Annotated in this window: 19 protein-coding genes; 13 read left to right on the top strand and 6 right to left on the bottom strand. The window is 40.2% G+C overall.

Annotation, left to right across the window (positions count from 1 at the left end):
* Nucleotides 1–138: 138 nt before the first annotated feature.
* The gene (locus QM874_RS02595) at nt 139–9,057 is read left to right on the top strand and encodes an SIALI-17 repeat-containing surface protein (protein ID WP_414316091.1); all 8,919 of its coding nucleotides are present in this window, start codon (nt 139–141) and stop codon (nt 9,055–9,057) included.
* Nucleotides 9,058–9,233: 176 nt separating this feature from the next.
* Here the strand turns inward: QM874_RS02595 and QM874_RS02590 are convergent, their stop codons facing one another.
* Complete coding sequence (locus QM874_RS02590) at nt 9,234–9,632, bottom strand: DUF6556 family protein (protein ID WP_414316090.1); 399 nt, start codon at nt 9,630–9,632, stop codon at nt 9,234–9,236.
* A 136-nt stretch (nt 9,633–9,768) separates the two neighbouring features.
* Between QM874_RS02590 and QM874_RS02585 the strand changes: the two genes are divergently transcribed.
* From QM874_RS02585 to QM874_RS02565, 5 genes are all read left to right on the top strand, one after another.
* Nucleotides 9,769–10,911, top strand: coding sequence for a cysteine desulfurase family protein (locus QM874_RS02585; protein WP_414316089.1), 1,143 nt, complete (start codon nt 9,769–9,771; stop codon nt 10,909–10,911).
* An 8-nt stretch (nt 10,912–10,919) separates the two neighbouring features.
* Nucleotides 10,920–12,134, top strand: coding sequence for a tRNA uracil 4-sulfurtransferase ThiI (thiI, locus tag QM874_RS02580; protein WP_414316088.1), 1,215 nt, complete (start codon nt 10,920–10,922; stop codon nt 12,132–12,134).
* A 124-nt stretch (nt 12,135–12,258) separates the two neighbouring features.
* Nucleotides 12,259–13,083, top strand: coding sequence for an alpha/beta hydrolase (locus tag QM874_RS02575; protein ID WP_414316087.1), 825 nt, complete (start codon nt 12,259–12,261; stop codon nt 13,081–13,083).
* Between the two features lie 21 nt (nt 13,084–13,104).
* Nucleotides 13,105–13,845 (top strand): esterase family protein, encoded by a 741-nt coding sequence (locus tag QM874_RS02570; RefSeq protein ID WP_414316086.1) that lies wholly within the window; start codon nt 13,105–13,107, stop codon nt 13,843–13,845.
* A gap of 12 nt (nt 13,846–13,857) precedes the next feature.
* Nucleotides 13,858–15,024 (top strand): ATP-grasp domain-containing protein, encoded by a 1,167-nt coding sequence (locus QM874_RS02565; protein ID WP_414316085.1) that lies wholly within the window; start codon nt 13,858–13,860, stop codon nt 15,022–15,024.
* Nucleotides 15,025–15,245: 221 nt separating this feature from the next.
* Here QM874_RS02565 and QM874_RS02560 read toward each other — a convergent pair whose 3' ends face one another.
* Entirely contained in the window at nt 15,246–16,109 is an 864-nt protein-coding gene (locus QM874_RS02560) for a helix-turn-helix domain-containing protein (protein ID WP_414316084.1), read from the bottom strand.
* Nucleotides 16,110–16,291: 182 nt separating this feature from the next.
* Between QM874_RS02560 and QM874_RS02555 the strand changes: the two genes are divergently transcribed.
* The 7 genes from QM874_RS02555 to abc-f all read left to right on the top strand — a co-directional run bounded on the left by QM874_RS02555 (nt 16,292) and on the right by abc-f (nt 22,409).
* Nucleotides 16,292–16,399, top strand: a complete 108-nt coding sequence (locus tag QM874_RS02555) for a PhrA family quorum-sensing system peptide (protein ID WP_414267285.1) — start codon at nt 16,292–16,294, stop codon at nt 16,397–16,399.
* Nucleotides 16,400–16,461: 62 nt separating this feature from the next.
* The gene (cbpJ, locus tag QM874_RS02550; protein WP_414316083.1) at nt 16,462–17,451 is read left to right on the top strand and encodes a choline-binding protein CbpJ; all 990 of its coding nucleotides are present in this window, start codon (nt 16,462–16,464) and stop codon (nt 17,449–17,451) included.
* Between the two features lie 267 nt (nt 17,452–17,718).
* Complete coding sequence (gla, locus tag QM874_RS02545; protein ID WP_414269496.1) at nt 17,719–18,588, top strand: aquaglyceroporin Gla; 870 nt, start codon at nt 17,719–17,721, stop codon at nt 18,586–18,588.
* Nucleotides 18,589–18,754: 166 nt separating this feature from the next.
* The gene (locus tag QM874_RS02540) at nt 18,755–19,285 is read left to right on the top strand and encodes a YutD family protein (RefSeq protein WP_075231930.1); all 531 of its coding nucleotides are present in this window, start codon (nt 18,755–18,757) and stop codon (nt 19,283–19,285) included.
* A 20-nt stretch (nt 19,286–19,305) separates the two neighbouring features.
* Nucleotides 19,306–20,391, top strand: coding sequence for a 23S rRNA (adenine(2503)-C(2))-methyltransferase RlmN (gene rlmN, locus QM874_RS02535; protein WP_414316082.1), 1,086 nt, complete (start codon nt 19,306–19,308; stop codon nt 20,389–20,391).
* Between the two features lies 1 nt (nt 20,392).
* Nucleotides 20,393–20,866, top strand: coding sequence for a VanZ family protein (locus QM874_RS02530; RefSeq protein WP_414316081.1), 474 nt, complete (start codon nt 20,393–20,395; stop codon nt 20,864–20,866).
* A 1-nt stretch (nt 20,867) separates the two neighbouring features.
* Nucleotides 20,868–22,409 (top strand): ribosomal protection-like ABC-F family protein, encoded by a 1,542-nt coding sequence (abc-f, locus tag QM874_RS02525; RefSeq protein WP_414316080.1) that lies wholly within the window; start codon nt 20,868–20,870, stop codon nt 22,407–22,409.
* 53 nt (nt 22,410–22,462) lie between these two features.
* On the opposite strand, the gene QM874_RS02520 is transcribed toward abc-f, so the two are convergent.
* The 4 genes from QM874_RS02520 to QM874_RS02505 form a co-directional block, all read right to left on the bottom strand.
* On the bottom strand, nt 22,463–23,266 hold the full coding sequence (locus QM874_RS02520) for a peptidylprolyl isomerase (protein ID WP_414316079.1): 804 nt from the start codon (nt 23,264–23,266) through the stop codon (nt 22,463–22,465).
* Between the two features lie 81 nt (nt 23,267–23,347).
* Nucleotides 23,348–23,563, bottom strand: a complete 216-nt coding sequence (locus tag QM874_RS02515; RefSeq protein ID WP_060956389.1) for a hypothetical protein — start codon at nt 23,561–23,563, stop codon at nt 23,348–23,350.
* Between the two features lie 707 nt (nt 23,564–24,270).
* Nucleotides 24,271–24,495 carry a helix-turn-helix transcriptional regulator gene (locus QM874_RS02510; protein ID WP_414316078.1) on the bottom strand — a complete coding sequence of 75 codons (225 nt, stop codon included), beginning with the start codon at nt 24,493–24,495 and terminating at the stop codon, nt 24,271–24,273.
* Between the two features lie 2 nt (nt 24,496–24,497).
* Nucleotides 24,498–25,094 (bottom strand): DUF3796 domain-containing protein, encoded by a 597-nt coding sequence (locus QM874_RS02505; RefSeq protein WP_414316077.1) that lies wholly within the window; start codon nt 25,092–25,094, stop codon nt 24,498–24,500.
* Nucleotides 25,095–25,592: the final 498 nt, after the last annotated feature.

Raw genomic sequence — 25,592 nt, 5'->3', positions numbered from 1 at the left:
GTCTAACGATGGCTCGAACTCCTTACTTATTGTAGTGGAGAAAAACAAAACCCGGAGAGGACCTCTAGGTCCTCTTCTTTTTCTAAAGGGGAATGAGAACGCTTACTCTTGAAGCGTATGAAAGGAAACAGGAGAAAAATGGGAAAACACTTATTTGAGAAACGGTGTCATTACAGTATTCGTAAATTTACGATTGGTGCAGCTTCTGTCATGATTGGTGCCAGTATCTTTGGTGCCGGAATGGTTCAAGCAGCAGAAAAAGAAGTTCCTGTAGAAACTGAGGGAGCAGTAACACAGGTCCAACCACTGGAAAAGTTACCAGCAGATTTAGCATCAGCTATTGATAAAGCTGAAGCAAATGCTGGTGCCGTCGAAAATAAAGCCACTGAGGTGGCAACTCAGCCAAATGTAGAAGAAACTCCGAAGAAAGAAGTAGAAACTCCGACAGTTGCTCCCAAAGCTGAAACAAAACCAGTTGCTAAGGATTTAGTTGAAACACCAGATGTCAATCATCTAGAAAAGGCGACTGCAACAGCTTCAAACCATGAAGCCAATACACCATTTACAGCAGAAAAGGCAATTGATGGCAAACCTGATACTCGTTGGGCTACTGATCAAAACGTTGAGAAACCAACAATCGAATTTACACTTGAAAAGACAACTGTAATTAAGCATGTGGAAATTGATTGGGATCGCCGTCTTCGTGGTCAACAAAACGATCCAAATATCAAATCTTGGAATCTCTACTACGCTGGGCAAGATGATGTAAATGGTTCAGGTAACAAGGAATGGAAGTTGGCTCATCAAAGAACAGGAACACCTGTACTTGATGAAAAGGTTGACTTAAAAGAAGCTATCCATGCTAAGTACCTTAAACTTGAAATCACAGACTATCAAGCTGGTACTATGAACTGGAAAAATGTTGGTATCCAAGAGATTCGTGCGTATTCAAACATTCCAGATGCAAGCAAACCAACAGACATTCGTCAAGTTACAGAACTAACAGTTGCTGAAGACGGTAAGTCACTTGTTTTACCGAGCTTGCCAGGAAAAGTTAGCTTGATTGGTAGCAACAAACAGGGAGTTGTAGATCTTAATAACAAGATCTACAAACCTTTAACAGATCAAACTGTCAAGGTAATGGTCCAACAAATCAAAGATACTCATACCTTCACAAAAGAATTTGAAGTTCTTATTAAAGGTTTGCACGCAGATGAAGGTGTTGGAACCAAACCAGCTGTTGCACCAGCAGTTCAACAATGGTATGGAACTGAAGGCAAAACTTCTATTACAGCTGATACCGTGATTTCAGTTGGAGATTCTGGATTTGGTCAAGAAGCTAAATTCTATCAGACTGACCTTGAAAGTCGTGGGCTAGAAATCGCTACAGGTGAACAAACAGCTCAAAAACGGATCGAATTTAAGAAAGTTGTTGATAAAGGCTATGGTAAAGAAGGCTATGGTATCACCATTAAAGATGGAGTTATCACAGTAGAAGCAGCGACCAACGCAGGAGCCTTTTACGCAACTCGTACTCTCCTTCAGATGGGAGAAAATGACCTACAGAACGGTGAAATCCGTGACTTCCCAAGCTTCAGCCACCGTGGCTTTATGCTAGACACAGGTCGTAAGTTTATCCCTTATGATACTCTCGTGGATATCATGCTTAACATGGCCTACTACAAGATGAACGATCTTCAGTTGCACTTGAATGACAATTATATCTTCTTAAAAGATCATTTAGCAGGGAAAAATCTTACTCCTCAAGAGGAACTGGATTATGTCCTAAAAAATGCTAAGACTGGCTTCCGTGTAGAAACAGATGTTGTTGGTGACAATGGTGAAAAATTAACATCAGACGAGCATTATACTAAGGAAGAAATGCAACAGATCATCAAGTTGGCTAAAGCTTTGCATATCAACCTTGTTCCTGAGATTGACACACCAGGTCACGCTTTGTCCTTTGTTAAAGTTCGTCCAGACCTTATGTATAAAGGTAGTCTGAGCGATTATAGAGGTAAGCACAATGTAGAACGTGTTGCTATGTTGGACTTGGATAACAAGTATGAAGAAACTCTTGCTTTTGTTAAATCAGTCTATGATAAATTGCTCGATGGAGAAAATGCACCACTTCATGGTGTCTCAACAGTTCATATCGGAACTGATGAGTACTACGGCAGTAGAGAAAGCTATCGTCGCTATGTCAATGATATGATCCAGTACATCAAAGGCAAAGGTTTGACACCGCGTATTTGGGGTTCACTTAGTGCTAAACCAGGTTCAACGCCAGTTGATTGGAAAGATGTAGAAGTTGATATCTGGAGTATCGGATGGCAACGTCCAGCTGATGCTATTGCTCAAGGTGCTAAGATTATCAATATCACAGATATTCCAACCTATAGTGTTCCTAGTGGAAGCAATAGTCAAGGTGGTTACGGAGACTATGCAAGTTATGAACGCCAATACAATCGTTGGACTCCAAATGACTTTACAACGGGTGGAGGACCTCGATTAGAAGCATCTAATCCAAATATCCTTGGTGGTGGTCACGCTGTATGGAATGACAATATTGACCTTCACGAAACTGGACTTACTTCTTACGATATCTTTAAACGTTTCTTCAAGAGTATGCAGACTACTGCAGAACGTACTTGGGGATCTGATCGTGCAGGCAAGACTTTTGCTGAGCGCTCCTTGCCAACAAGTGTTTATGCACCACAATCTAACCCAGATAAGACCGTAGCTGAAGAAGATTTGTTCAAGATTAATCCTGAGACTGTCAAAGATTATCTTGCAAAGAAAGTACAGAAGACTGAAGCAGGTTTGAACTTCGAAAAAGATAGCACTATCGAAGGTCTTGTTGGTGATGTTGGTCCGAGTCATGTCTTGAAATTGGATGTTACTGTAACTGGTGATGGGCAACAAACCTTCTCAACTAGCGGAGACAACCAACTTTATCTTGCGGATAAGGATGGCTACCTCGCTTATAAATTTGAACAATTCCATATCCAATTTAACAAAAAACTTGAAAAGAACAAACGTTATCAAATTTCTGTCGTAACCAAACCTCAAGTAACAGAAGTTTATGTAGATGGTGAAAAGGTTGAGCGTATCGCAAATCCAGCTTACCCTCGCTTTGCTCATAATAGTTTGGTTCTACCTCTTGAAACAATCGGTGGCTTCAAAGGAATCTTGCATAGTGCTGAGTTGTCAAATGAACCATTCGTAAATCCACGTTTGATTCCAAATGATAAATTTACAGTTTCTGCAACAAGTCAGGAATTGCCAGGAACCAATACTGAAGGTCCAGTAGAAAAAGCCTTCGACAATGATCCAAATACCTTCTGGCATTCAAAATGGTTTGGAGATCAGGCTCCATTCACTGTTGCAATGAACTTGAAGGCAAGTGAAAAAGTAAATGGTCTGACCTACCTTCCACGCCCAGGTGGAGGCAATGGTGTCGTAACATCTTATGAAATCTATGCTCAAAAAGATGGTCAAATGGTTAAGGTTGCTTCTGGAACTTGGGAAAATAATGCCAAAGAAAAGACAGTTAACTTTGAGGCTATTGAAACAGATAAGATAGAGTTTAAAGTTCTAGAAGGTGTGCGTGGATTTGGTAGTGCAGCAGAGATTCAACTTCTTAAGCCACTTTCTGATAGCAAACCAGAAGAGCCAGTTACTCCGGAAAAACCAGTTACTCCTGAGAATCCTGTCACTCCAGAAAAACCTAAAGTTGAGGAAATGGGTGATGGTACCACTGAACTCGCTGATAGCTTTGTAGCTAGCAAACCAGCTAGTGACGACATAGTTGCTGCAGCAGCACAAAGTCAAGACTATCTCAAGAAAGAATATAAGGTATTCCCAACACCACAAAAAGTAACTTATGGTGAAGGCGTTACGAAACTCCATAAACAAGTCAATCTTGTTATGGGCGATCAGTTAGATATCTATACTCGTAACCGCTTGAAGAGTGTTCTACAAGATCATCAAATTTCATACACAAGCAGTCAAACACCTGTAGCAGGTGCAACAAACATCTACCTTGGCGTTCATGGACAAAATTCACAAGCTGAAAAAGAAATGCCAAGTCTATCTCAAGGACTCTTTGATAAGATTGATGCTTACGCTTTGTCAATTAAGAACAATACAATCTCTATCGTCGGTAAGGATACAGATGCTGTCTTCTATGGTTTGACAACTCTCAAACACATGCTTAATGAAAGTGAAGCTCCAGTTTTACGTAATGTAACTGTTGAAGACTTCGCTGAAATTAAGAACCGTGGCTTTATCGAAGGTTACTATGGAAATCCATGGAGCAATGCTGATCGTGCTGAATTGATGCGCTACGGTGGTGACTTGAAGTTGACTCAATACTTCTTTGCACCAAAAGACGATCCATACCACAACAAGAAATGGCGTGAACTTTATCCAGAAGAAAAATTAGCTGAAATTCGTGAATTGGCACGTGTCGGAAACCAAAACAAGACTCGTTATGTTTGGACCATCCACCCATTCATGAACAACCGTATTCGTTTTGGCAACGATGCTGACTACCAAAAAGACCTTGAAACCATTAAGGCTAAGTTCACTCAATTGATGGATGTCGGTGTCCGTGAGTTCGGTATTCTAGCCGATGATGCTCCAAGTCCAGTTGGTGGCTACAATAGCTACAACCGCTTGATGAAGGACATGACAGATTGGTTGACTGAAAAACAAGCAACTTATGTTGGTCTTCGTAAGGAAATGATCTTCGTTCCAGGTCAGTATTGGGGTAATGGACGTGAAGATGAGTTGAAAGCACTCAATGAAAATCTTCCAAGTTCAACTTCTATGACCCTTACTGGTGGTAAGATTTGGGGTGAAGTATCAGAAAACTTCCTTTCTAATCTTAAGAACAACCTGACTGCAGGTGGTAAGACCTACCGACCAGTTTCTCTATGGGTAAACTGGCCTGTTACAGATAACTCTAAACAACACTTGATCTTGGGTGGTGGTGAGAAATTCCTTCATCCGAATGTAGACCCTAGTCTCCTATCAGGTATCATGTTGAACCCAATGCAACAATCTGAGCCTTCTAAGATTGCCCTCTTCTCAGCAGCCCAATATGCATGGAAACAATGGAAGTCAGAAGAAGAAGCTAAGAAAGTAAATGACATCGCCTTCAACTTTGTTGAAAACGGTAAGTTTACAGATAGCGAAGCATCAGTTGCCTTCCGTGAGCTTGGTAAACATATGATCAACCAAAACATGGATGGTCGTGTTGTGAAATTGGAAGAGTCTGTTGAACTTGCACCGAAATTGGCGACCTTCATGTCTAAGTTGAAAGCTGGTCAAGATGTTAGTGCAGAGCGTCAAGAATTGCGTGCAGAATTTGCTAAACTTAAAGCTGCAGCTCAATTATATAAAGCATCTGGTGATGAAAAGATGCGTGCTCAAATCCACTATTGGTTGGATAATACCATCGATCAAATGGACGCCTTGAGTGCTCTTCTTGATGGTACAGAAGCTATCGAAAAGAATGATTCTGCAAAACTTTGGGATAGTTACTATAAGGGCTTGAAACTCTATGAACAGTCTCAAACCTATACCTTCCACTATGTAGACCATGATGAAAGAGCTGAGTTGGGTGTTCAACATATCCGTCCATTCTTGCTAGGCCTTCGTGAAATCCTTGCAACAGAAGTCCAAAAAGCCTTGCATCCTGACCAAGTCCTTAGTACCTTTATCACAAACCGTACTGGTGTCGAAGGTGGACTTGCTGAAGTGACTGACGGTGATTTAGGAACACATGCTTTGATCAAATCACCAAACAGCATTCAAACTGGTGACTACATTGGCTTGAAATTTAACAAAGCTGTTCCAATCCAAAACTTGACATTTGCAATGGGAACTCAAGCAAATCCTCGTGATACCTTTAACAACGCTAAGGTTGAATATCTCAATGAAAATGATGAGTGGGTAACACTTTCAGAACCAAGCTACACTGGTAATGAACCACTGCTTAAATTTGAAAACCTCAACATCAACGCCAAAGCTGTTCGTATGATTGCGACTTCAGATCGTGATAATACTTGGTTTGCTGTACGAGAAATTGCTGTTAACCGCCCTGTAGAAGTTACTCGTGCTAAACAGTCAGCTACTGTGACTATCAGTCCAAATCTTATGTACAAGTACAACACAACAGTTGGTCAGATTACAGACGGACGTGATAATACTGAAGCCATGCTTGCAAATGCTGATAGAACAGACACAACTCCAGTAAATGGTTGGGTACAACTTGACTTGGGTGAAGTTAAACCTGTGACTAAAGTTCGTCTTGTTCAAGGAGCAGGAGATAAATTGGCAGAAGGTGTTCTTGAATATTCTGCAGATGGTAGCTCATGGCAAGAATTGGATCGCTTGACTGGTGAACAAACAAAAGAAATCGAAACTCCAATTTCAGCTCGCTACGTTCGTGTACGCAATACTAAGAACATCAACCTATGGTGGCGTATCGTTGACTTCTCAGTTGAAACGCGTGCAGGCAATAGCGAATTGACTGATACAAATGTTGAAAGCTTGAAGTCAACTCCAGTTTATGACAGCCTAGGCCGTTATGACCTGCAAATTCCAAGCGGAACTAAGCTTCCAGCTAATAGTTACTTGGGTATGAAACTTGATCGTCTCCACCAAGCTGAAAGCATTCAAGCACTAGGTATTGAAAATCCATCCCTCAACTTGGAATACTCTCCAAATGCCCAAGAATGGTATCCAGCTGATCAAGTGACTGATAAGTCCTTGGTACGTTATGTTCGTCTAGTTAATAAGACTGATCAAGAACAAGCAGTGACAGCAACATCTCTACTTGTTAAGACAAAAGAAGTTCAACCAACGACACTTGATTCTACATCAATGGGAATCCACCCAACATACGGTAGAAATGACGTTCGTAAGATCAAGAACTTGGATCAATTATTCGATGGTGTTTACAATAATTTTGTAGAGTTTTCTGACTATGCTCGTAAAGATGGTCATATCACCTTGAAACTTGGTAGCGAACGTGACATCAAGAAGATTAGAGCTTATATCCAAGACGGCACTCAAAACTATCTCCGTGATGGTAAGATTCAAGTCAGTCAAGATGGCAAGACTTGGACCGATGTTGTGACAGTTGGTGACGGCCTTGCTAATGAAACACGTGATGATTCCTTGACCGATGGCTGGACACATGATTCTAAGATGCCAGGAAATCGCTATATCGAGGGTGAACTTTCAAGCCCAGTTAAGGCTAACTATCTCCGTGTTCTATTTACAGCAGACTACGATGCTCGTTTTGTAGGCTTCACTGAGTTGGTTATCAATGATGGTGAATTTGTGAAACCAATCAATGATCCAACTGTAGAAGGAAACAGCGGTGAAAGCCAAGGTAACCTTTACACAAATCTTGTAGACGGCAAAGTTTTGACAAGCTATAAGGCTGAGAAAGACCAAGGTGAGTTGGTTTACCACTTGTCAGAACCGACAGATGCAAATCATATCCGACTTGTTTCAAGTCTTCCTCAAGGAGTGAAAGCTCGTGTGCTTGCTCGTACTTTGAAAGGAGATAAAGTAGACGCTTGGTCAGAACTAGGTGAGATTACCTCAAGCTTCCAAACATTTGCTGTCAGAGATAAGTCTCCATTATTGGATGTCAAACTTGTTTGGGAAGGTGGCAAACCAGAGTTCTACGAAATGACGACATTCCACCAAGAACTTCCGGAAGAACCAGAGAAACCAGCTCCAACTACAAGTAAGGGTGATGAAGCAGCACCAATAGTAGAAGTTCCAGAATTTACCGGTGGCGTAAATGGTGTCGAAGCAGCTGTTCATGAAGTTCCAGAGTACACTGAAGCTATTGGCACAGCAGGCGATGAAGCAGCTCCAGTAGTGGAAATTCCAGAATACACAGGAGCAATTGGTACAGCAGGTGACGAAGCAGCGCCAGTAGTAGAAGTCCCAGAATACACAGGAGCAATTGGCACAGCAGGCGATGAAGCGGCTCCGGTAGTGGAAATTCCAGAATACACAGGAGTTATTGGTACAGCAGGTGACGAAGCGGCGCCAGTAGTGGAAATTCCAGAATACACAGGAGCAATTGGCACAGCAGGCGATGAAGCAGCTCCGGTAGTGGAAATTCCAGAATACACAGGTGTAATTGGTACAGCAGGTGACGAAGCGGCGCCAGTAGTAGAAGTCCCAGAATTCAAGGGTGGGGTTAATGCTGTTGAAGCAGCTGTTCATGAAGTTCCAGAGTACATTGAAGAAAATGAAGCAGCTGATAAAATCCAACCACCAGTAGTAGAAATCCCAGAATTTACCGGTGGAGTAAATGGTGACGAAGCAGCTGTTCATGAAGTTCCAGAGTACACTGAAGCTATTGGCACAGCAGGTGAAGAAGCAACACCAGTAGTAGAAGTCCCAGAATTCAAGGGTGGCGTTAACGCAGTCGAAGCAGCTGTTCATGAAGTTCCAGAGTACACTGAAGCTATTGGTACAGCAGGTGACGAAGCAGCACCAGTAGTAGAAGTCCCAGAATTCAAGGGTGGCGTTAACGCAGTCGAAGCAGCTGTTCATGAAGTTCCAGAATACACAGGAGCAATTGGCACAGCAGGTGAAGCAGCTATTCATGAAGTCCCAGAATTTACTGGTGGAGTGAATGGTGAAGAAGCAGTTGTTCAGGAAGTAAGCCCAGAATTCACAGGCAGTGTCAATGGAGCAGAAGCCGCTATTCATGAAGTTCCAGAGTTTACAGGTGGAGTGAATGGTGTCGAAGCAGCTGTTCAGGAAGTAAGCCCAGAATTCACAGGTGGTGTCAATGGAGCAGAAGGAGCTATCCATGAGGTTCCAGAATACAAAGATGAGCAGTCTCTTGTAGCTCTTGCTATGTCACAAGATAAGACTTATCAAGCACCTGCAAGTCATCCATACAAACTCCCAGAGACAGGCACTAAAGAAAATGCTGGCCTTGCAGCTGTAGGTCTTGTAGGAGCACTTCTTGGTATGTTTGCAATGGGAAAGAAAAAAGACGACGAATAAGATGATGTAAAAGCATCTAAGTCATAGAGATTGGATCAAGAGACTAATCTCGATTATAAAAAGCGGACAAAACTAGTTTTCTGATGAACAGAAGCCGGTCTTGTTCGCTTTTTTTATAGGCTCGATATTGAATCATGTAAAAAACCAGTGCTGCAATCACTGGTTTTTGGTTATTTTTAGGAAGCCCCACTTGTAGCTGTAGTAGCTGTATCTGTTGCTTGTGTACTAGAAGGAGTGTCAGTTTGCTCTTTTTTACTTGTCGACTCTTCTTTCTTGCTTTCTTCACTGTTAGAAGTTTGTGTCTCTTCTTTTTGACTTGTGTCTTGATTGTTGGTTTGGTTTTGTGCAGGGGGATTAGTGTCTGCTGGAGTTTCTTTTTGGACTTCCTTGATAATAGTCGTTTGTGTAGTCGTTTCTTTTTTGTCCTTGTTTTTATCAAAAGCATTCATAATAGTAATGCTAGCGGTAATCAATCCTAGAATACTTGCGATAGTAGCAATCGTTTTTTGAAAAACAGTAAATCCTTTTTTGATGTGTTCTGTTTTGGGTTTTGATGTTCTACGATAATTAGACATAATATCTCTCCTTTACTAAAATTCATTATACCGAAAATCTTTAAAAAAAACTTAAATGAACCTGAATTGCCTTTCTTGTCGCCTGAACTGTTTCGTGATACAATAGAAGGAGTGATTTTAGAAAGCGTGAGAAACCATGATTTACTTTGATAATTCGGCAACGACTAAGCCTTATCCAGAAGCACTTGAAACCTATATGCAAGTGTCTGCAAAAATTATTGGAAATCCTTCGAGTCTCCATCGTTTGGGAGACCAGTCTACCAGAATTTTAGAAGCTTCTCGTCAGCAGATTGCAGATTTGATTAGCAAGAAAAGCGAAGAAATCTTCTTTACCTCTGGTGGGACTGAAGGAGACAACTGGGTTATCAAAGGGGTTGCATTTGAAAAAGCGCAATTTGGTAAACACATTATTGTGTCAGCTATTGAGCACCCAGCAGTCAAGGAGTCAGCCCTCTGGCTCAAGACTCAAGGTTTTGAAGTGGATTTTGCACCTGTAGATGAAAAGGGATTTGTAGATGTAGCTGCTTTAGAAAACCTACTTCGTCCTGATACGACCTTGGTTTCCATTATGGCAGTTAACAATGAAATTGGCTCTATCCAGCCTATTCAAGCTATCTCAGAACTATTAGCGGATAAGCCAACTGTCTCTTTCCACGTTGATACTGTTCAGGCCTTGGCTAAGATTCCGACAGAAAAGTATTTGACAGACCGAGTGGATTTTGCGACCTTCTCTAGTCATAAATTCCACGGCGTTCGTGGTGTTGGCTTTGTCTATATCAAGTCTGGCAAGAAAATTACACCCCTATTAACCGGTGGTGGTCAAGAGCGTGACTATCGTTCAACGACTGAGAATGTAGCAGGGATTGCTGCGACTGCCAAGGCACTACGTTTGGCTATGGAGAGACTGGACTTGTTTGCTAGTAAAACAAGTCAGATGAAGGAAGTCATCCGTCAAGCTCTACTTGAATATCCAGATATTTTTGTTTTTTCAGGTGAGGAAAACTTTGCGCCTCATATTCTGACCTTTGGGATTAAGGGAGTTCGTGGGGAAGTTATTGTGCACGCCTTTGAAGACTATGATATTTTCATTTCTACAACGTCAGCTTGCTCGTCCAAGGCTGGTAAACCTGCTGGGACTCTGATTGCTATGGGCATTGATAAGGATAAAGCCCAGTCAGCAGTTCGTCTCAGTCTAGACCTAGAAAATGATATGAGTCAGATAGAGCAGTTCTTGACCAAGTTGAAATTAATCTACAATCAAACTAAAAAAGTAAGATAGGAGTATTCATGCAGTATTCAGAAATTATGATTCGTTATGGTGAGCTTTCAACCAAGGGTAAAAACCGTATGCGTTTCATCAATAAACTACGTAATAATATCTCAGACGTTTTATCCATCTATCCTCAAGTCAAAGTTACAGCAGACCGTGACCGTGCCCACGCTTATCTGAATGGGGCAGATTACGAACCAGTGGCAGAGTCTCTCAAGCAAGTTTTCGGGATTCAAAACTTTTCACCTGTATACAAGGTTGAAAAATCTGTCGAGGTTCTGAAGTCTACTGTCCAAGAGATTATGAAGGACATCTACAAGGAAGGTATGACCTTTAAAATTTCTAGTAGACGCAGCGACCACAACTTTGAGTTAGACAGTCGTGAGTTGAACCAAACTCTTGGTGGTGCAGTATTTGAAGCCATTCCCAATGTACAAGCACAAATGAAAAATCCCGATATCAATCTGCAAGTGGAGATTCGTGAAGAGGCGGCTTATCTTTCCTATGAGACCATTCGTGGTGCGGGTGGTTTACCAGTTGGAACTTCTGGGAAAGGCATGCTCATGTTGTCAGGTGGGATTGACTCACCAGTAGCTGGTTATCTAGCTCTAAAACGTGGAGTGGATATCGAGGCTGTTCACTTTGCTAGTCCACCATACACAAGTCCAGGTGCCCTCAAGAAAGCTCAGGATTTGACCCGTAAATTGACTAAGTTCGGTGGGAATATCCAGTTTATCGAAGTGCCTTTCACTGAAATCCAAGAAGAGATTAAGGCTAAGGCCCCAGAAGCTTATCTCATGACTCTGACTCGTCGCTTTATGATGCGGATTACCGACCGTATCCGTGAAGTGAGAAAAGGTTTGGTCATTATCAATGGTGAAAGTCTTGGTCAGGTGGCAAGCCAAACCCTGGAGAGTATGCAGGCTATCAATGCGGTGACCAATACACCAATCATCCGTCCAGTTGTAACTATGGACAAGCTAGAAATCATTGACATTGCACAGGAAATTGATACCTTTGAAATTTCTATCCAACCTTTTGAAGACTGTTGTACGATTTTTGCGCCTGATCGTCCGAAGACAAATCCAAAGATTAAGAATGCGGAGCAGTATGAAACACGTATGGACGTTGAAGGATTGGTTGAACGAGCAGTAGCAGGAATCATGATCACAGAAATCACACCTCAAGCAGAAAAAGATGCTGTCGATGAATTAATTGAAGATCTTCTTTAATGTGAAGAAACTGAAATTCCTAAGAAAAAAGTTAGTTTTTATCCTAAATTTAGACGAAAACCGACTTTTTTCTATTTTTGTGCTATAATAAGATAAAATTTTGAATATAGAGAGTTTTCTGACAATGAATCAATCCTATTTTTATTTGAAAATGCGAGAGCATAAACTAGCAGTTCCCTACACGGGTAAGGAACGCCGAGTTCGTGTTCTCCTTCCCAAAAACTATGATAAAGACACGGATAGAAGCTACCCAGTTGTGTATTTTCACGATGGACAAAACGTCTTTTATAGTAAGGAATCTTACGTTGGACATTCCTGGAAGATTATCCCAGCCATCAAGCGAAATCCAGATATCAGCCGTATGATTGTTGTGGCTATTGACAATGATGGTCTTGGTCGAATGAACGAGTATGCGGCATGGAAATTCCAAGAGTCCAACATTCCTGGCCAACAATTTGGTGGTAAGGGAGTCGAGTACGCTGAGTTTGTCATGGAAGTGGTCAAACCCTTTATCGATGAAAACTATCGGACAAAGTCTGATCGCAAGCACACTGCTATGGTTGGATCTTCTCTAGGTGGCAATATTACCCAGTTTATTGGCTTGGAATATCAGGATCAGATTGGATGTTTGGGAGTGTTCTCATCAGCTAACTGGCTTCACCAAGAGGCCTTTGATCGCTATATGGAGCGAAAAAAACTATTGCCTGACCAGCATGTCTTTATCTATGTTGGTACGGAAGAAGCAGACGACACAGACAAGACCCTCATGGCTGGCAATATTAAGCAGGCCTATATTGACTCTTCTCTTCGCTATTATCATGATTTGATAGCAGGAGGAGTTCAGTTGGAAAATCTCTTGCTCAAGGTTCAGGCTGGAGCCATTCACCATGAAGTGCCATGGTCAGAAAATCTCCCAGCTTGCCTACGCTTTTTTGCAGAAAATTGGTAATCAATATAAAGGAGACAGGATATGAACATTGAACATCTTAGCCACTGGAGTGGTCATCTTAACCGTGAAATGTATGTTAATCGTTACGGACACGCAGGTATCCCAGTGGTTGTCTTTGCTTCTTCAGGTGGTAGCCACAATGAATACTATGATTTTGGCATGATTGATGCTTGTGCATCCTTTATCGAGGAAGGTCGAGTGCAATTCTTTACCCTTTCAAGTGTCGATAGTGAGAGTTGGCTAGCAACATGGAAAAATGGTCATGATCAAGCTGAAATGCACCGTGCTTATGAGCGATACGTTATTGAAGAAGCTATTCCTTTTATCAAACACAAGACAGGCTGGTTCAACGGTATGATGACAACAGGATGCTCTATGGGAGCCTATCACGCTTTGAATTTTTTCCTCCAACATCCAGATGTCTTTACCAAGGTAATCGCCCTCAGTGGTGTCTATGACGCACGCTTCTTTGTAGGGGACTACTACAATGATGATGCCATCTATCAAAATTCACCAGTAGACTATATCTGGAATCAAAATGATGGTTGGTTTATTGACCGTTACCGTCAGGCTGAGATTGTGATTTGTACTGGCTTAGGTGCTTGGGAGCATGATGGCCTGCCTTCTTACTACAAGCTCAAAGAAGCCTTTGACCAAAAACAAATTCCTGCCTGGTTTGCAGAATGGGGACATGATGTTGCCCATGATTGGGATTGGTGGCGCAAACAAATGCCATACTTCCTCGGTCACATGAGTCTATAAAAGGAGTCGCTTATGAATTATCTTGTAATTTCACCCTATTACCCACAAAATTTCCAACAGTTTAGTATTGAGTTAGCCAATAAAGGAATCACCGTTCTAGGGATTGGGCAAGAACCCTATGAACAACTAGATGAGCCACTGCGCAATAGCTTGACTGAGTATTTCCGTGTTGATAATCTTGAAAATATTGATGAAGTTAAACGCGCAGTTGCCTTTCTCTTTTATAAGCATGGTCCAATTGACCGCATCGAATCTCATAATGAATACTGGCTAGAGTTGGATGCTGCTCTTCGTGAACAGTTCAATGTTTTTGGTGCCAAACCAGAAGACCTCAAGAAGACCAAGTTCAAGTCTGAAATGAAGAAACTCTTCAAAAAAGCTGGAGTTCCGGTTGTGCCAGGTGCTGTCATTGAAACAGAAGCAGATGTTGACAAAGCTGTGAAAGAAATTGGACTTCCCATGATTGCAAAACCTGACAATGGAGTTGGGGCAGCTTCAACCTTCAAGCTTGAAACAGAAGAGGATATCCATCATTTCAAGGCAGAATGGGATCATTCAACCGTTTATTTCTTTGAAAAATTTGTCACCTCTAGTGAAATCTGTACCTTCGATGGTTTGGTAGATAGAGATGGAAATATCGTCTTTTCTACGACCTTTGACTATGCCCATACACCACTTGATCTCATGATTTACAAGATGGACAATTCTTATTATGTTCTTAAAGATATGGATCCGAAATTGCGCAAGTATGGTGAGGCAATCGTTAAAGAATTTGGCATGAAAGAACGTTTCTTCCATATCGAGTTTTTCCGTGAGGGTGATGATTATATTGCCATTGAGTACAATAACCGTCCAGCAGGTGGCTTTACCATTGATGTTTATAACTATGCCCATTCCTTGGATTTGTACAAGGGCTATGCAGCTATCGTTGCAGGTGAAGCATTCCCAGAGTCTCCGTTTGAAACCCAGTATTGCTTGGCAACTTCTCGTCGCGCCAATGCTAACTATGTTTATTCAGAAGAAGACTTACTTGCCAAATACGGTCAGCAGTTTAAGGTCAAAAAAATCATGCCAGTAGCCTTTGCTGAGCTACAGGGAGACTATCTCTATATGCTAACAACTCCAAGTCGTGAGGAAATGGAGCAGATGATTAAGGACTTTGGTCAGCGTCAGGCTTAAGAGACTATCGGATTAAGGAAATTCACTCCCTTAATCCTTTTGTTTTGTCTGATAAAAAATAAGAGCATCCTAATAAGGTAGCTATCATAAGATTCGTTTGGAAATTATAGTGAACTGAATCTGAAGTAATAGTCACATAATTATAAGACTGATAGTATTAATTTCACTATCAGCCTTACAGGTTATTTAACGTCTCAGAAAAACTATAATGTCAAGATTAACTAAACAGTATCTAATTCCTTCAAATAGTTTTCTACCTTCATCAACATTAAAAGATTGTTATAAATCTTACATAACTCTCTTGCTTCTATATAATAATTTTTGACTTGTTCTTTGTCTAGAAATTTGGCTCCAGCATTTCCTACAAGAATAAGTAGAGGAGCCAGTTGGTAGCTTGTCTGTCTTTGTTTACAGAGTTCAATCGTCTCAAGAGCTTCTTGGATGGCTTCATTATATTTTTCCTTTGATACTAGGTAGTGAGCGTAGTTGTAACGAACTCTGATGTAGCCAAATAAAAACTCTTGATACTCAAAATTTTTTGTTTTATATAACTCCATCAAATGAGAGTAGTTTGCCTCATATTCTTGTTCACGACCCACTAAGGAATAGAAATTAGATAGAGTATTCAACGCCTTTAAATAAATCAGAGTATTTGAGGAGACTTTTAATAATATATTTTCCAATGAAGAAATTGCATCACACTTACTGTCATATTGATAGAAGTCAATTATAGCTTTAATCCATTCAAGGTAAGTTCGGTCTTCTAGTGTTAGAAAAGTGCTTCGTTCAGCCTCTATTTTATAAAGATATTCTAAATCGTCATAATTCCTATCATCTAATAAGCTAGCAGATAATTGCTTAAAGTTAGAGAGGTTAGACTTAACTTCGATTTGTTCATTGAAAAAGTAATCCAAAGGAACTTCAAGTCGTTGAGAGAGTTTGAATAACAAGTCTGCGGAGGGAATAAAATGACCTCTTTCAATTTTACTAATCTGACTTTGTTCACAAATTCCTTCTGCAAGAGTTTGTTGGGAGAGACCTAACTCTTTTCTCTTTACTCTGAATTTCTCAGCGAGTATATTCATAAAAAATATTATTCCTTTCTACTTAACTTAATTATATTTCTTTTAGTTAAAAATAGCAAATCTGGAATAAAAATGTTTATTTGGAATAATATAAAAAAAAAGTCAAATTGAACATAAAAACTTGACTGATTTTCATATGTGTGTTAGAATTAAGCAGAAAGAAAGGAGGTTCAAAATATAAGATGAGGAGAAATCGTGGAATTAAAAAAATAGTTATATTTGTATTACTAAGTGTTCTTGCATTTGGTAATACAATTTCCTATCGACAGTTTGTTCAGAAGAATAGATAAATGGTAAGGTTTATAACTTCTCCTCATATGGTGTGTTAATTTAATATTGGAGGTATATATAAATGAAACTTTTAAAAAAAACTATGCAAGTTGGACTGACAGTATTTTTCTTTGGTTTGCTAGCGACAAGTGCAGTATTGGCGGATGATGCTGATTCAGAAGGTTGGAAATTTGTCCAAGAAAATGGTAGAACCTATTACAAGAAGGGTGACATCAAAGAAACCTACTGGCGAGTGATTGATGGCAAGACCTATTATTTTGATTATAATGGCGAAATGGTTGTTGGTTGGCAGTACATTCCAATGCCAGTTAAAGGATATACAATTGGTCCTTACCCTAATGGTATCAGATTAGAAGGTTCCCCAATGCCAGAATGGTACTACTTTGACGAAAATGGAGTGCTACAAGAGTTTGTTGGTTGGCAAGAATTAGAGCTAAAATATTCCTTAACCGTTGGGAAAAAACATGGTGAAGGCTGGGAAGGTCCCGAAGTTCTTAAATTAGCATACTACTACTTTGATCAAGATCATTATTTAAAGACAGGTTGGCTTTATGATCAATCTAACTGGTATTACCTAGCAAAAACAGGAAATTCTGGGAATAAGAATCTTGGTGGTGAAAGACGTGTAGGTTGGATAAATGATGGTTCAGCTTGGTACTATCTAGATTCAGAAACTGGTATCATGCAAACTGGTTGGAAGCAAATTGGCAATAAGTGGTACTACCTCCGTTCATCAGGAGCTATGACAACTGGCTGGTATCAGGAAGGCTCAACTTGGTACTATTTAGATGCTGAAAATGGCGATATGAAAACTGGTTGGCAAAACCTTAGTAACAAGTGGTACTATCTCCGTTCATCAGGAGCAATGGCAACTGGTTGGTATCAAGATGGTTCAATTTGGTACTACCTAAATGCAAGTAATGGAGATATGAAGACAGGCTGGTTCCAGGTCAATGGCAAATGGTACTATGCTTATAGCTCAGGTGCTTTGGCAGTGAATACGACCGTAGATGGTTACTACGTCAACTATAATGGTGAGTGGGTTAAGTAACGAATGCTAATCGTAACTTTAGTTGATACTTAACTTAGTAAAAAGGGATTTTTTCTACCATTTGTCAACTCTATCAATTTTTAAGAATTAAATGAGTCAAGACAGTAGCCATTCAGTATGTTTATCTACTGTAGTAGGTTGAAGAAAAGCTAATAGTCACATAATAAAACCGCTTTCTCATATATTCTTTTAGAAAACCTGTTGCTAAAAGATATAAAAATTGATAGAATAAGGATTGTCTAAAAAATTTTAAGGAGAATCTATCAAATGGATTTCGCATGGGCAGTCAAATATGCCACAGAATTTTTGGGAACAGCCATCTTGATCATCTTGGGAAATGGTGCAGTTGCCAACGTTGAACTTAAAGGTACGAAAGGTCACCAAAGTGGCTGGCTCGTTATCGCTGTTGGTTACGGTATGGGGGTTATGATCCCTGCCTTGATGTTTGGTAATGTTTCTGGTAACCACATCAACCCAGCCTTCACTCTTGGTCTAGCAGTTAGCGGACTTTTCCCTTGGGCTCAGGTTGCACCTTACATCATTATGCAAGTTTTGGGAGCAATCTTCGGACAAGCATTAGTTGTTGCAACACACCGTCCATACTACTTGCAAACTGAAAAAGCAAACAATATCTTGGGATCTTTCTCAACTATTTCAAGTTTGGACCAAGGTACAAAAGAATCACGCTTCGCTGCAACAGTTAACGGTTTTATCAACGAGTTTGTTGGATCATTCGTTCTTTTCTTTGCAGCACTTGGTTTGACAAAGAACTTCTTTGGAGCTGAAGTCCTCCAATACATGAAACAAATGGCAACTCAAGCTGGTCAAAATGTTGACTTCTCTGACTTGGCAATTAAAGCTCAAACAGCACCACACACAACAGCAGGTGTTGCAGTAGGTCATATGGCACTTGGTTTCTTGGTAATGGCTTTGGTTACTTCACTTGGAGGACCTTCAGGACCTGGTTTGAACCCAGCTCGTGACTTTGGACCACGTCTTCTTCACGCCTTCCTTCCAAAATCAATCCTTGGTCAACACAAGGGTGATTCAAAATGGTGGTATGCATGGGTACCAGTAGTTGCACCGATTCTTGCAGCGATTGCAGCGGTAGCAATCTTCAAATTCCTTTACCTATAATCCGTTATAAACTGGGGTTTCCCAGTTTTTTCTTTTTTCAGGAAAAACGAATTTTTTAGATTGGATTCTTAAATCGTCAGACTTTTTTTATTTTAAGACTAAAGGTGAAAATATCCCGAAAATATGGTAAAATAGAGTGTTAAGAAATCGTTGAAAAAGGAAAATTATGCGTAAAGAGATTGCACCTGAATTATACAATTACAATAAATTCCCTGGTCCAGAGTTTCGTGTGACTGGATCTAGGGTCGAGGCTGAAGGTTTTGCTTTTACCTTGGTTGAAAATAGCAAGGATGCTTTTGATGTAACGGCTTTTACTCAACGTTTTTCAGAAGTTTTGACTAAGTTCGACTATATCGTAGGAGACTGGAGTAATGAACAGTTGCGCTTGCGAGGCTTTTATAAGAATGAACGCGCTGAAGAGTCTTTAGAAAAAATCAGTCGCTTGCAGGATTATCTACTAGAGTACTGTAGCTATGGTTGTGCCTATTTTGTCTTAGAAAACCAAGTGCCTAAGCGGGCGTCCTTTGACCAAAAGATGCGCAAAAAAGAGGAAGAAAAAGATTCTAGAAAAGGAAAGAAACCTTCTCAAAACAAGAAAAGAAATCATACAGATAAAAGAAATAGACGACGTTCAAAAGAACAAAAATCCCAGAAAGAAGACAAGGGGCAGCGTCATTTCGTCATTCGTCAGAAGTGAGTAGAAAATAAGGAGAAAAGATGAAACCGTCGATTTATAGTTTAACCCGCCAAGGGATGCAAGAATGGGCACTTGAACAGGGAGAAAAGAAATTCCGTGCAGATCAAATCTGGGAATGGCTTTATCGTAAACGTGTTCAGTCTTTTGAGGAAATGACTAACTTGTCCAAGGATTTGATTGCCAAACTCAACGAGCAGTTTGTGGTTAATCCCTTGAAACAACGTATCGTTCAAGAGTCAGCAGATGGGACAGTTAAGTACCTCTTTGAGTTGCCAGACGGTATGTTGATTGAGACTGTCCTTATGCGTCAACACTATGGTTTGTCAGTCTGTGTAACCACGCAGGTAGGATGCAATATTGGTTGTACTTTCTGTGCATCAGGCTTGATCAAGAAGCAACGTGACCTTAATAATGGGGAAATCGTCGCTCAGATTATGCTGGTTCAAAAATATTTTGATGAGCGTGGACAGGACGAACGTGTCAGTCATATCGTAGTTATGGGAATTGGGGAACCATTTGATAACTACAATAATGTCTTGAACTTTATCCGTACCATCAATGATGATAAGGGAATGGCTATCGGCGCTCGCCATATTACAGTATCAACTTCTGGTTTGGCTCACAAGATTCGTGATTTTGCTAATGAAGGAGTACAGGTTAACCTTGCTGTTTCTCTTCATGCTCCAAACAATGAACTGCGTTCAAGCATTATGAAGATTAACCGTGCCTTTCCGATTGAAAAACTTTTTGCAGCGATTGAGTATTACATCGATACAACCAACCGCCGTGTGACTTTTGAGTATATCATGCTCAATGAAGTCAATGACGGAGTAGAACAAGCGCTTGAGTTGGCAGAATTGCTTAAGAACATTAAGAAATTGTCATATGTCAATTTGATTCCTTACAACCCAGTTAGTGAGCATGACCAGTATAGTCGAAGCCCTAAAGAGCGTGTGATGGCCTTCTATGATACGCTCAAGAAAAAAGGTGTCAACTGTGTCGTTCGTCAGGAACATGGTACTGATATCGATGCGGCTTGTGGACAATTGCGTTCAAATACCATGAAGCGTGATCGTCAAAAAGCAGTAGCAGAAGTAAATCCATAAGATGAAACGAAAAAAAATACTTAGCTTGGGAGTGATTTTATACAGTCTTAGTATCGTCTGTTTTTGCTTTAGTCCCCAGCCTCAACTTCCTACAGGAGTGGAAACTCCAGGTATTCAACATCTTGGACGCCTGGTTTTTCTTTTGACTCCATTCAACTCTTTTTGGAAACTTGGAGAAGTAACAAGCCTTTTTCAGCTTTTTTGGATTTTTTTGCAGAATGCCTTAAATATCCTCTTGCTTTTTCCATTGATTTTCCAGCTTCTCTATCTCAATCCTAAATTAAGAAAAACGAAGAAAGTGATTTTGTTTAGCTTTTTATTGAGTTTGGGAATCGAGTGTACACAGCTAGCTTTAGACTTTTTCTTTGATTTTAATCGGGTCTTTGAGATTGATGATTTATGGACCAATACTTTGGGTGGCTACCTGGCTTGGGTCCTTTATAAACTACTACATAAAAACAAGATAAGGAATTAAAATGAGTATCTTAGAAGTTAAAAATTTGAGTCACGGTTTTGGTGACCGTGCGATTTTTGAAGACGTGTCCTTCCGTCTCCTTAAAGGTGAACACATCGGATTAGTTGGTGCTAACGGTGAAGGGAAATCAACCTTCATGAGCATCGTAACTGGTAAAATGTTACCTGATGAAGGAAAGGTGGAGTGGTCTAAATATGTAACAGCTGGTTATCTGGATCAGCACGCTGTGTTAAAAGAAGGCCAAACCGTGCGTGATGTCCTTCGTACTGCTTTTGATGAGTTATTTAAGGCAGAAGCACGTATCAATGAACTCTACATGGAAATGGCAGAAGAGGGCGCTGATATTGATGCCCTAATGGAAGAAGTCGGCGAACTTCAGGATCGTTTGGAAAGTCGTGACTTCTATACCTTGGATGCTAAGATTGACGAAGTTGCGCGTGCCCTTGGTGTCATGGATTATGGGATGGATACAGATGTAACAGCCTTGTCAGGTGGACAAAGAACCAAGGTACTTTTAGCCAAACTTCTTCTTGAAAAGCCAGATATCTTGCTTTTGGATGAGCCTACCAACTATTTGGATGCTGAGCATATTGACTGGCTCAAGCGCTATCTGCAGAACTATGAAAATGCCTTTGTCCTTATTTCGCACGATATTCCATTCCTCAACGATGTGATCAATATCGTCTATCATGTAGAAAATCAACAGTTGACTCGCTACTCTGGGGATTACTACCAGTTCCAAGAAGTCTATGCTATGAAGAAATCGCAACTAGAGGCAGCCTATGAACGTCAACAGAAGGAAATTGCTGACCTCAAGGATTTTGTAGCCCGTAATAAGGCGCGTGTCGCAACTCGTAACATGGCCATGTCTCGCCAGAAGAAATTGGATAAGATGGACATTATCGAGCTTCAAAGTGAGAAACCAAAGCCGTCCTTTGATTTTAAACCAGCACGTACACCAGGCCGCTTTATCTTCCAAGCAAAGGACTTGCAGATTGGTTACGACCGCCCACTTACAAAACCATTAAATCTTACCTTTGAGCGTAATCAAAAGGTTGCCATCATCGGTGCCAATGGTATCGGGAAAACAACCCTCTTGAAGAGTCTTTTAGGAATTATCCCACCAATTGCTGGGGATGTTGAACGTGGAGATTACCTGGAACTTGGCTACTTTGAACAAGAAGTGGAAGGAGGCAATCGCCAAACACCACTAGAAGCGGTATGGAATGCCTTTCCGGCCCTCAATCAAGCAGAAGTTCGTGCAGCCCTTGCCCGCTGTGGTTTGACAACCAAGCATATCGAAAGCCAGATTCAAGTTCTATCAGGTGGAGAACAAGCTAAGGTTCGTTTCTGTCTCTTGATGAATCGTGAAAACAACGTTTTGGTGCTGGACGAGCCAACCAACCACTTGGATGTGGATGCCAAGGACGAACTCAAACGAGCTCTAAAAGAGTATAAGGGCTCTATCCTTATGGTTTGCCACGAACCAGACTTCTATGAAGGCTGGATGGACCAAATCTGGGATTTTAACAACTTAACTTAAAATGAGAGTAAAAGAAATACAGTACCTAACGAGGATACTGTATTTTTTGGTTTTTAAGATTTGAAATCGTAGTCCTTAACAATTTCAATGCTGTCGATAGTGATAGCAGTAGTTGGTTTGTCTTTTTCGTCTTTTTCAGCTTTGGCAATCTTGTCAACAACATCCATACCGTCGATGACTTGACCAAAGACAGGGTGTTTTCCGTCTAGACTGGGATTACCACCCTCTTTGTAGGCTTCGATAATTTTCTTTGGGTAGCTACTTGTAGGAAGTTTGGCAGAAATGTCTGTCGTATTTTGGTTGATGAAGAACTGGCTACCATTGGAATTTGGTTGGCCAGTATTAGCCATGGAGAGAGAACCACGGATGTTATAGAGATATGGAGAGATTTCGCTCTTGAAACCAGTTCCTTGATCTTTTGTTTTGTCCTTATCGTGCCAGATGGATTCGCCACCTGTACCATCCCCTTTTGGATCACCAGTCTGAACCATAAAGCCATCAATCACTCGGTGGAAGGTAACGCCATTGTAGTAACCTTCCTTAGCGTGAGTTAGGAAATTTTCAACCGCAAGAGGGGCTAGCTTTGGAAAGAGTTTGATGCGGATATCTCCTTGACTTGTATGGAGAATGACTTCAGCCTCGTCTTCAGCAACTTCTTTAGATAGTTGTGGGAAATTGGCATTTTCATTTGTCAAGGCGTCTTTAAGATCTTTGGCAGATTGGGCAGCTGCTTTGGAACTTTCTTCGGCAGCCAAGCTAGAATCTACATAGTCATCCCCTCGCAGACTACGTTGGATACTGCTACATCCAGCAAGGGCAAAAGTTGAGATTAATAGAAGTGTTACTATTTTTTTCATGGGAATCCTTTCAAAAATCATTTCTACCATTGTACCCTAATTGAAAGTGGATTTCAAATATTAGTAGTTTACAAAAATGGCCTAGATAATAGTTGGGATTTCATCATCATCTTGAAAATCTTCAACTTCTTCTTCCCCAGCAAATGGTTTCTGAAAAGAACTTAGTATAAAACGAGCAATTGGTCCAACAATTAGGAAATTTAGAGGAAGAGCTGCAATAAAGTTTACGATCCAGGCACTTAGATAGGTCTTGGGTGTGATAGCAATGCCATTGTAGAAAAGTCCATAGAAGGACATGAAAATGACCATGAGAACTACCATTCCTCCAGAAATTGTAATGATTTTCTGCCAGCGTTTATGATGATCCTTGAGGATACGAAAGGCAATTGACTTAACGATTGGTCCCACAAGGATGACATCCAATAAAAAGGCTGTGACAAAGCCAGGGATGTAACCAAGGGCTAAATGATGTAGTGAAAGTTGACCAACAATAAAAAGATTCCAAATAGACATACCGAGTACCATCATGGAACACATTAGTGTTGTAAATAAAAGAGCTTCTTTGAAATTTCTAGGCATTATAGTCTCCATTTCTTTTTGATTAGACATCAGTTTATCATAAAAAATTTTTTCTCGTAAGTGAATTGATTAGATTTTTTTAGAAACTGTTTTCAAAAAAAACCAACCTGACTTGGTTGATTAGAGATTCTTTTTAGGATGGCGGTCAATGATTGCTTGATTCAATTCGGCGGCCTTCATCTTGGAGAGACCAGTAATACCTTCTTTTTAAGGCTACTCTATTTCATAGTAGCATTTAGATGGTCAAGCGAGTCAAAGGCGGTTTCGATAGTAGCATATCCTTTTTCAACAAGCGTATCTCAATGTTTTGGGATATCAATGCCATAAGAATTACTATATTTTAAAAGAGTATATTTTCAAAGGATTTTTCTTTTGGCTTCAATTCCTAATTAATCAATGAACTTAATACTAGGTCTCGAAAAGAATTATGCTTCCTCTTTCTGTCTGAGTTCAAAGAGGTCTTCTACTTTCAGATTAAAAACTTGAGCAATTTTAAGAGCCATTTCCAGTGAAGGATTGTAACGGTTATTTTCCAAGTGCAGAATTGTCTCGCGTCGCATGCCGATGAGGTCGGCTAACTCCTGCTGGGTCATGCCTGTGGACTCACGAATTGATTTGAGATTAGTAATAATCTTGCTTTCTTTGGCCATGCTTATCCTCTCCGTTCCAAGATAAAATAGACAACCGCAAAGATGAAAATCAAGGCAGCTATGCTAATAAAGATCTGGCCCATGTAAAGAGTGAGGGACCCCATATACCCAATGATAACTGCTAGGATTATCAGTGCGCCTAGTATAAAAACAAACATCAAGCTAGCTGCCTTGGCTAAATTAGCATAAAAGCGTTCGTCTGGAGTTTCCTTGACATTTTTCAAACAGAAAAAACCAAATACAATAACTTCAATAACGAGACCAATTCCCAAAATCCATTCTTTAATACCAGAACTTTCGCTTGGGGTCGCAACCCAAATCCCTACTGTATAAAAAATGCTTGCTGCAAACAAAAGTATCGCGTAAAGCTTAGCAGACAAGTCAAAAATAGTCTTCCCCTTACCTTTCTGAATCTTATGAGGCCGTGGTTTCATATGTAGCCAGCTCCATATAGCTATAATTTGACCTGACACTGAAATACCAGCAATAACTAACTTGGGTCCCCAACTAAGATTAGAACCAAATAAAACAATAAAATCAATAAAGAGAGCTACGGCAATCATTGCAATGAGGCCAAGCATTTTTTGACTTTTTTTCATGATAGACTCCTTTTTCGTGTTATAAATATATAACATTTAAATTTTATGTTATAAATATATCACACTTAAATTTAGAAAGCAAGAATTTATGTGTCAATGAGGCAATTATTTGAAAAAATTTTTTAATAAAAGCCCTTGATAGTCAAACAACTAAAGAATTCTTTGAAGCAATGCATCGGATTTGGTTTGGATAATTTCGTTAATAATATTTGATGATAAAGAAATTTTGGAAAATCTAGATACTGTATAGATCTCTACTTTTTTTCTTAGACTGTTATAAAGTCTGTCAGAATAAGCTTTGTAGGTGTAGAAGTTAATTTTTACAGAAGTGAAGTAAGCATTCAATACGAATCAATACATAAGAAAAACTCTGATTTCAAGCGTTTTTTCTTTTTTCAATTTTAATACATTTCACTATATTTCAGTCCAATCTCTACCTTCTTATCTATACTTTGATGGAGCTGAAGTTGACATCTACAAAGTTTAATGTTAGAATAC

It is taken from the genome of Streptococcus infantis, assembly GCF_047463615.1.
Lineage (GTDB): Bacteria > Bacillota > Bacilli > Lactobacillales > Streptococcaceae > Streptococcus > Streptococcus infantis_X.
Note: the sequence above shows the minus strand (reverse complement) of the source record. Positions and strands in the feature narration are given on the sequence as shown.

Excerpts from the sequence above, each read along its gene's own strand:
- QM874_RS02595 (WP_414316091.1), top strand. The coding sequence starts at position 139 with ATGGGAAAACACTTATTTGAGAAACGGTGTCATTACAGTATTCGTAAA.
- QM874_RS02590 (WP_414316090.1), bottom strand. The coding sequence starts at position 9,632 with ATGTCTAATTATCGTAGAACATCAAAACCCAAAACAGAACACATCAAA.
- QM874_RS02585 (WP_414316089.1), top strand. The coding sequence starts at position 9,769 with ATGATTTACTTTGATAATTCGGCAACGACTAAGCCTTATCCAGAAGCA.
- thiI (WP_414316088.1), top strand. The coding sequence starts at position 10,920 with ATGCAGTATTCAGAAATTATGATTCGTTATGGTGAGCTTTCAACCAAG.
- QM874_RS02575 (WP_414316087.1), top strand. The coding sequence starts at position 12,259 with ATGAATCAATCCTATTTTTATTTGAAAATGCGAGAGCATAAACTAGCA.
- QM874_RS02570 (WP_414316086.1), top strand. The coding sequence starts at position 13,105 with ATGAACATTGAACATCTTAGCCACTGGAGTGGTCATCTTAACCGTGAA.
- QM874_RS02565 (WP_414316085.1), top strand. The coding sequence starts at position 13,858 with ATGAATTATCTTGTAATTTCACCCTATTACCCACAAAATTTCCAACAG.
- QM874_RS02560 (WP_414316084.1), bottom strand. The coding sequence starts at position 16,109 with ATGAATATACTCGCTGAGAAATTCAGAGTAAAGAGAAAAGAGTTAGGT.
- QM874_RS02555 (WP_414267285.1), top strand. The coding sequence starts at position 16,292 with ATGAGGAGAAATCGTGGAATTAAAAAAATAGTTATATTTGTATTACTA.
- cbpJ (WP_414316083.1), top strand. The coding sequence starts at position 16,462 with ATGAAACTTTTAAAAAAAACTATGCAAGTTGGACTGACAGTATTTTTC.
- gla (WP_414269496.1), top strand. The coding sequence starts at position 17,719 with ATGGATTTCGCATGGGCAGTCAAATATGCCACAGAATTTTTGGGAACA.
- QM874_RS02540 (WP_075231930.1), top strand. The coding sequence starts at position 18,755 with ATGCGTAAAGAGATTGCACCTGAATTATACAATTACAATAAATTCCCT.
- rlmN (WP_414316082.1), top strand. The coding sequence starts at position 19,306 with ATGAAACCGTCGATTTATAGTTTAACCCGCCAAGGGATGCAAGAATGG.
- QM874_RS02530 (WP_414316081.1), top strand. The coding sequence starts at position 20,393 with ATGAAACGAAAAAAAATACTTAGCTTGGGAGTGATTTTATACAGTCTT.
- abc-f (WP_414316080.1), top strand. The coding sequence starts at position 20,868 with ATGAGTATCTTAGAAGTTAAAAATTTGAGTCACGGTTTTGGTGACCGT.
- QM874_RS02520 (WP_414316079.1), bottom strand. The coding sequence starts at position 23,266 with ATGAAAAAAATAGTAACACTTCTATTAATCTCAACTTTTGCCCTTGCT.
- QM874_RS02515 (WP_060956389.1), bottom strand. The coding sequence starts at position 23,563 with ATGTCCTTCTATGGACTTTTCTACAATGGCATTGCTATCACACCCAAG.
- QM874_RS02510 (WP_414316078.1), bottom strand. The coding sequence starts at position 24,495 with ATGGCCAAAGAAAGCAAGATTATTACTAATCTCAAATCAATTCGTGAG.
- QM874_RS02505 (WP_414316077.1), bottom strand. The coding sequence starts at position 25,094 with ATGAAAAAAAGTCAAAAAATGCTTGGCCTCATTGCAATGATTGCCGTA.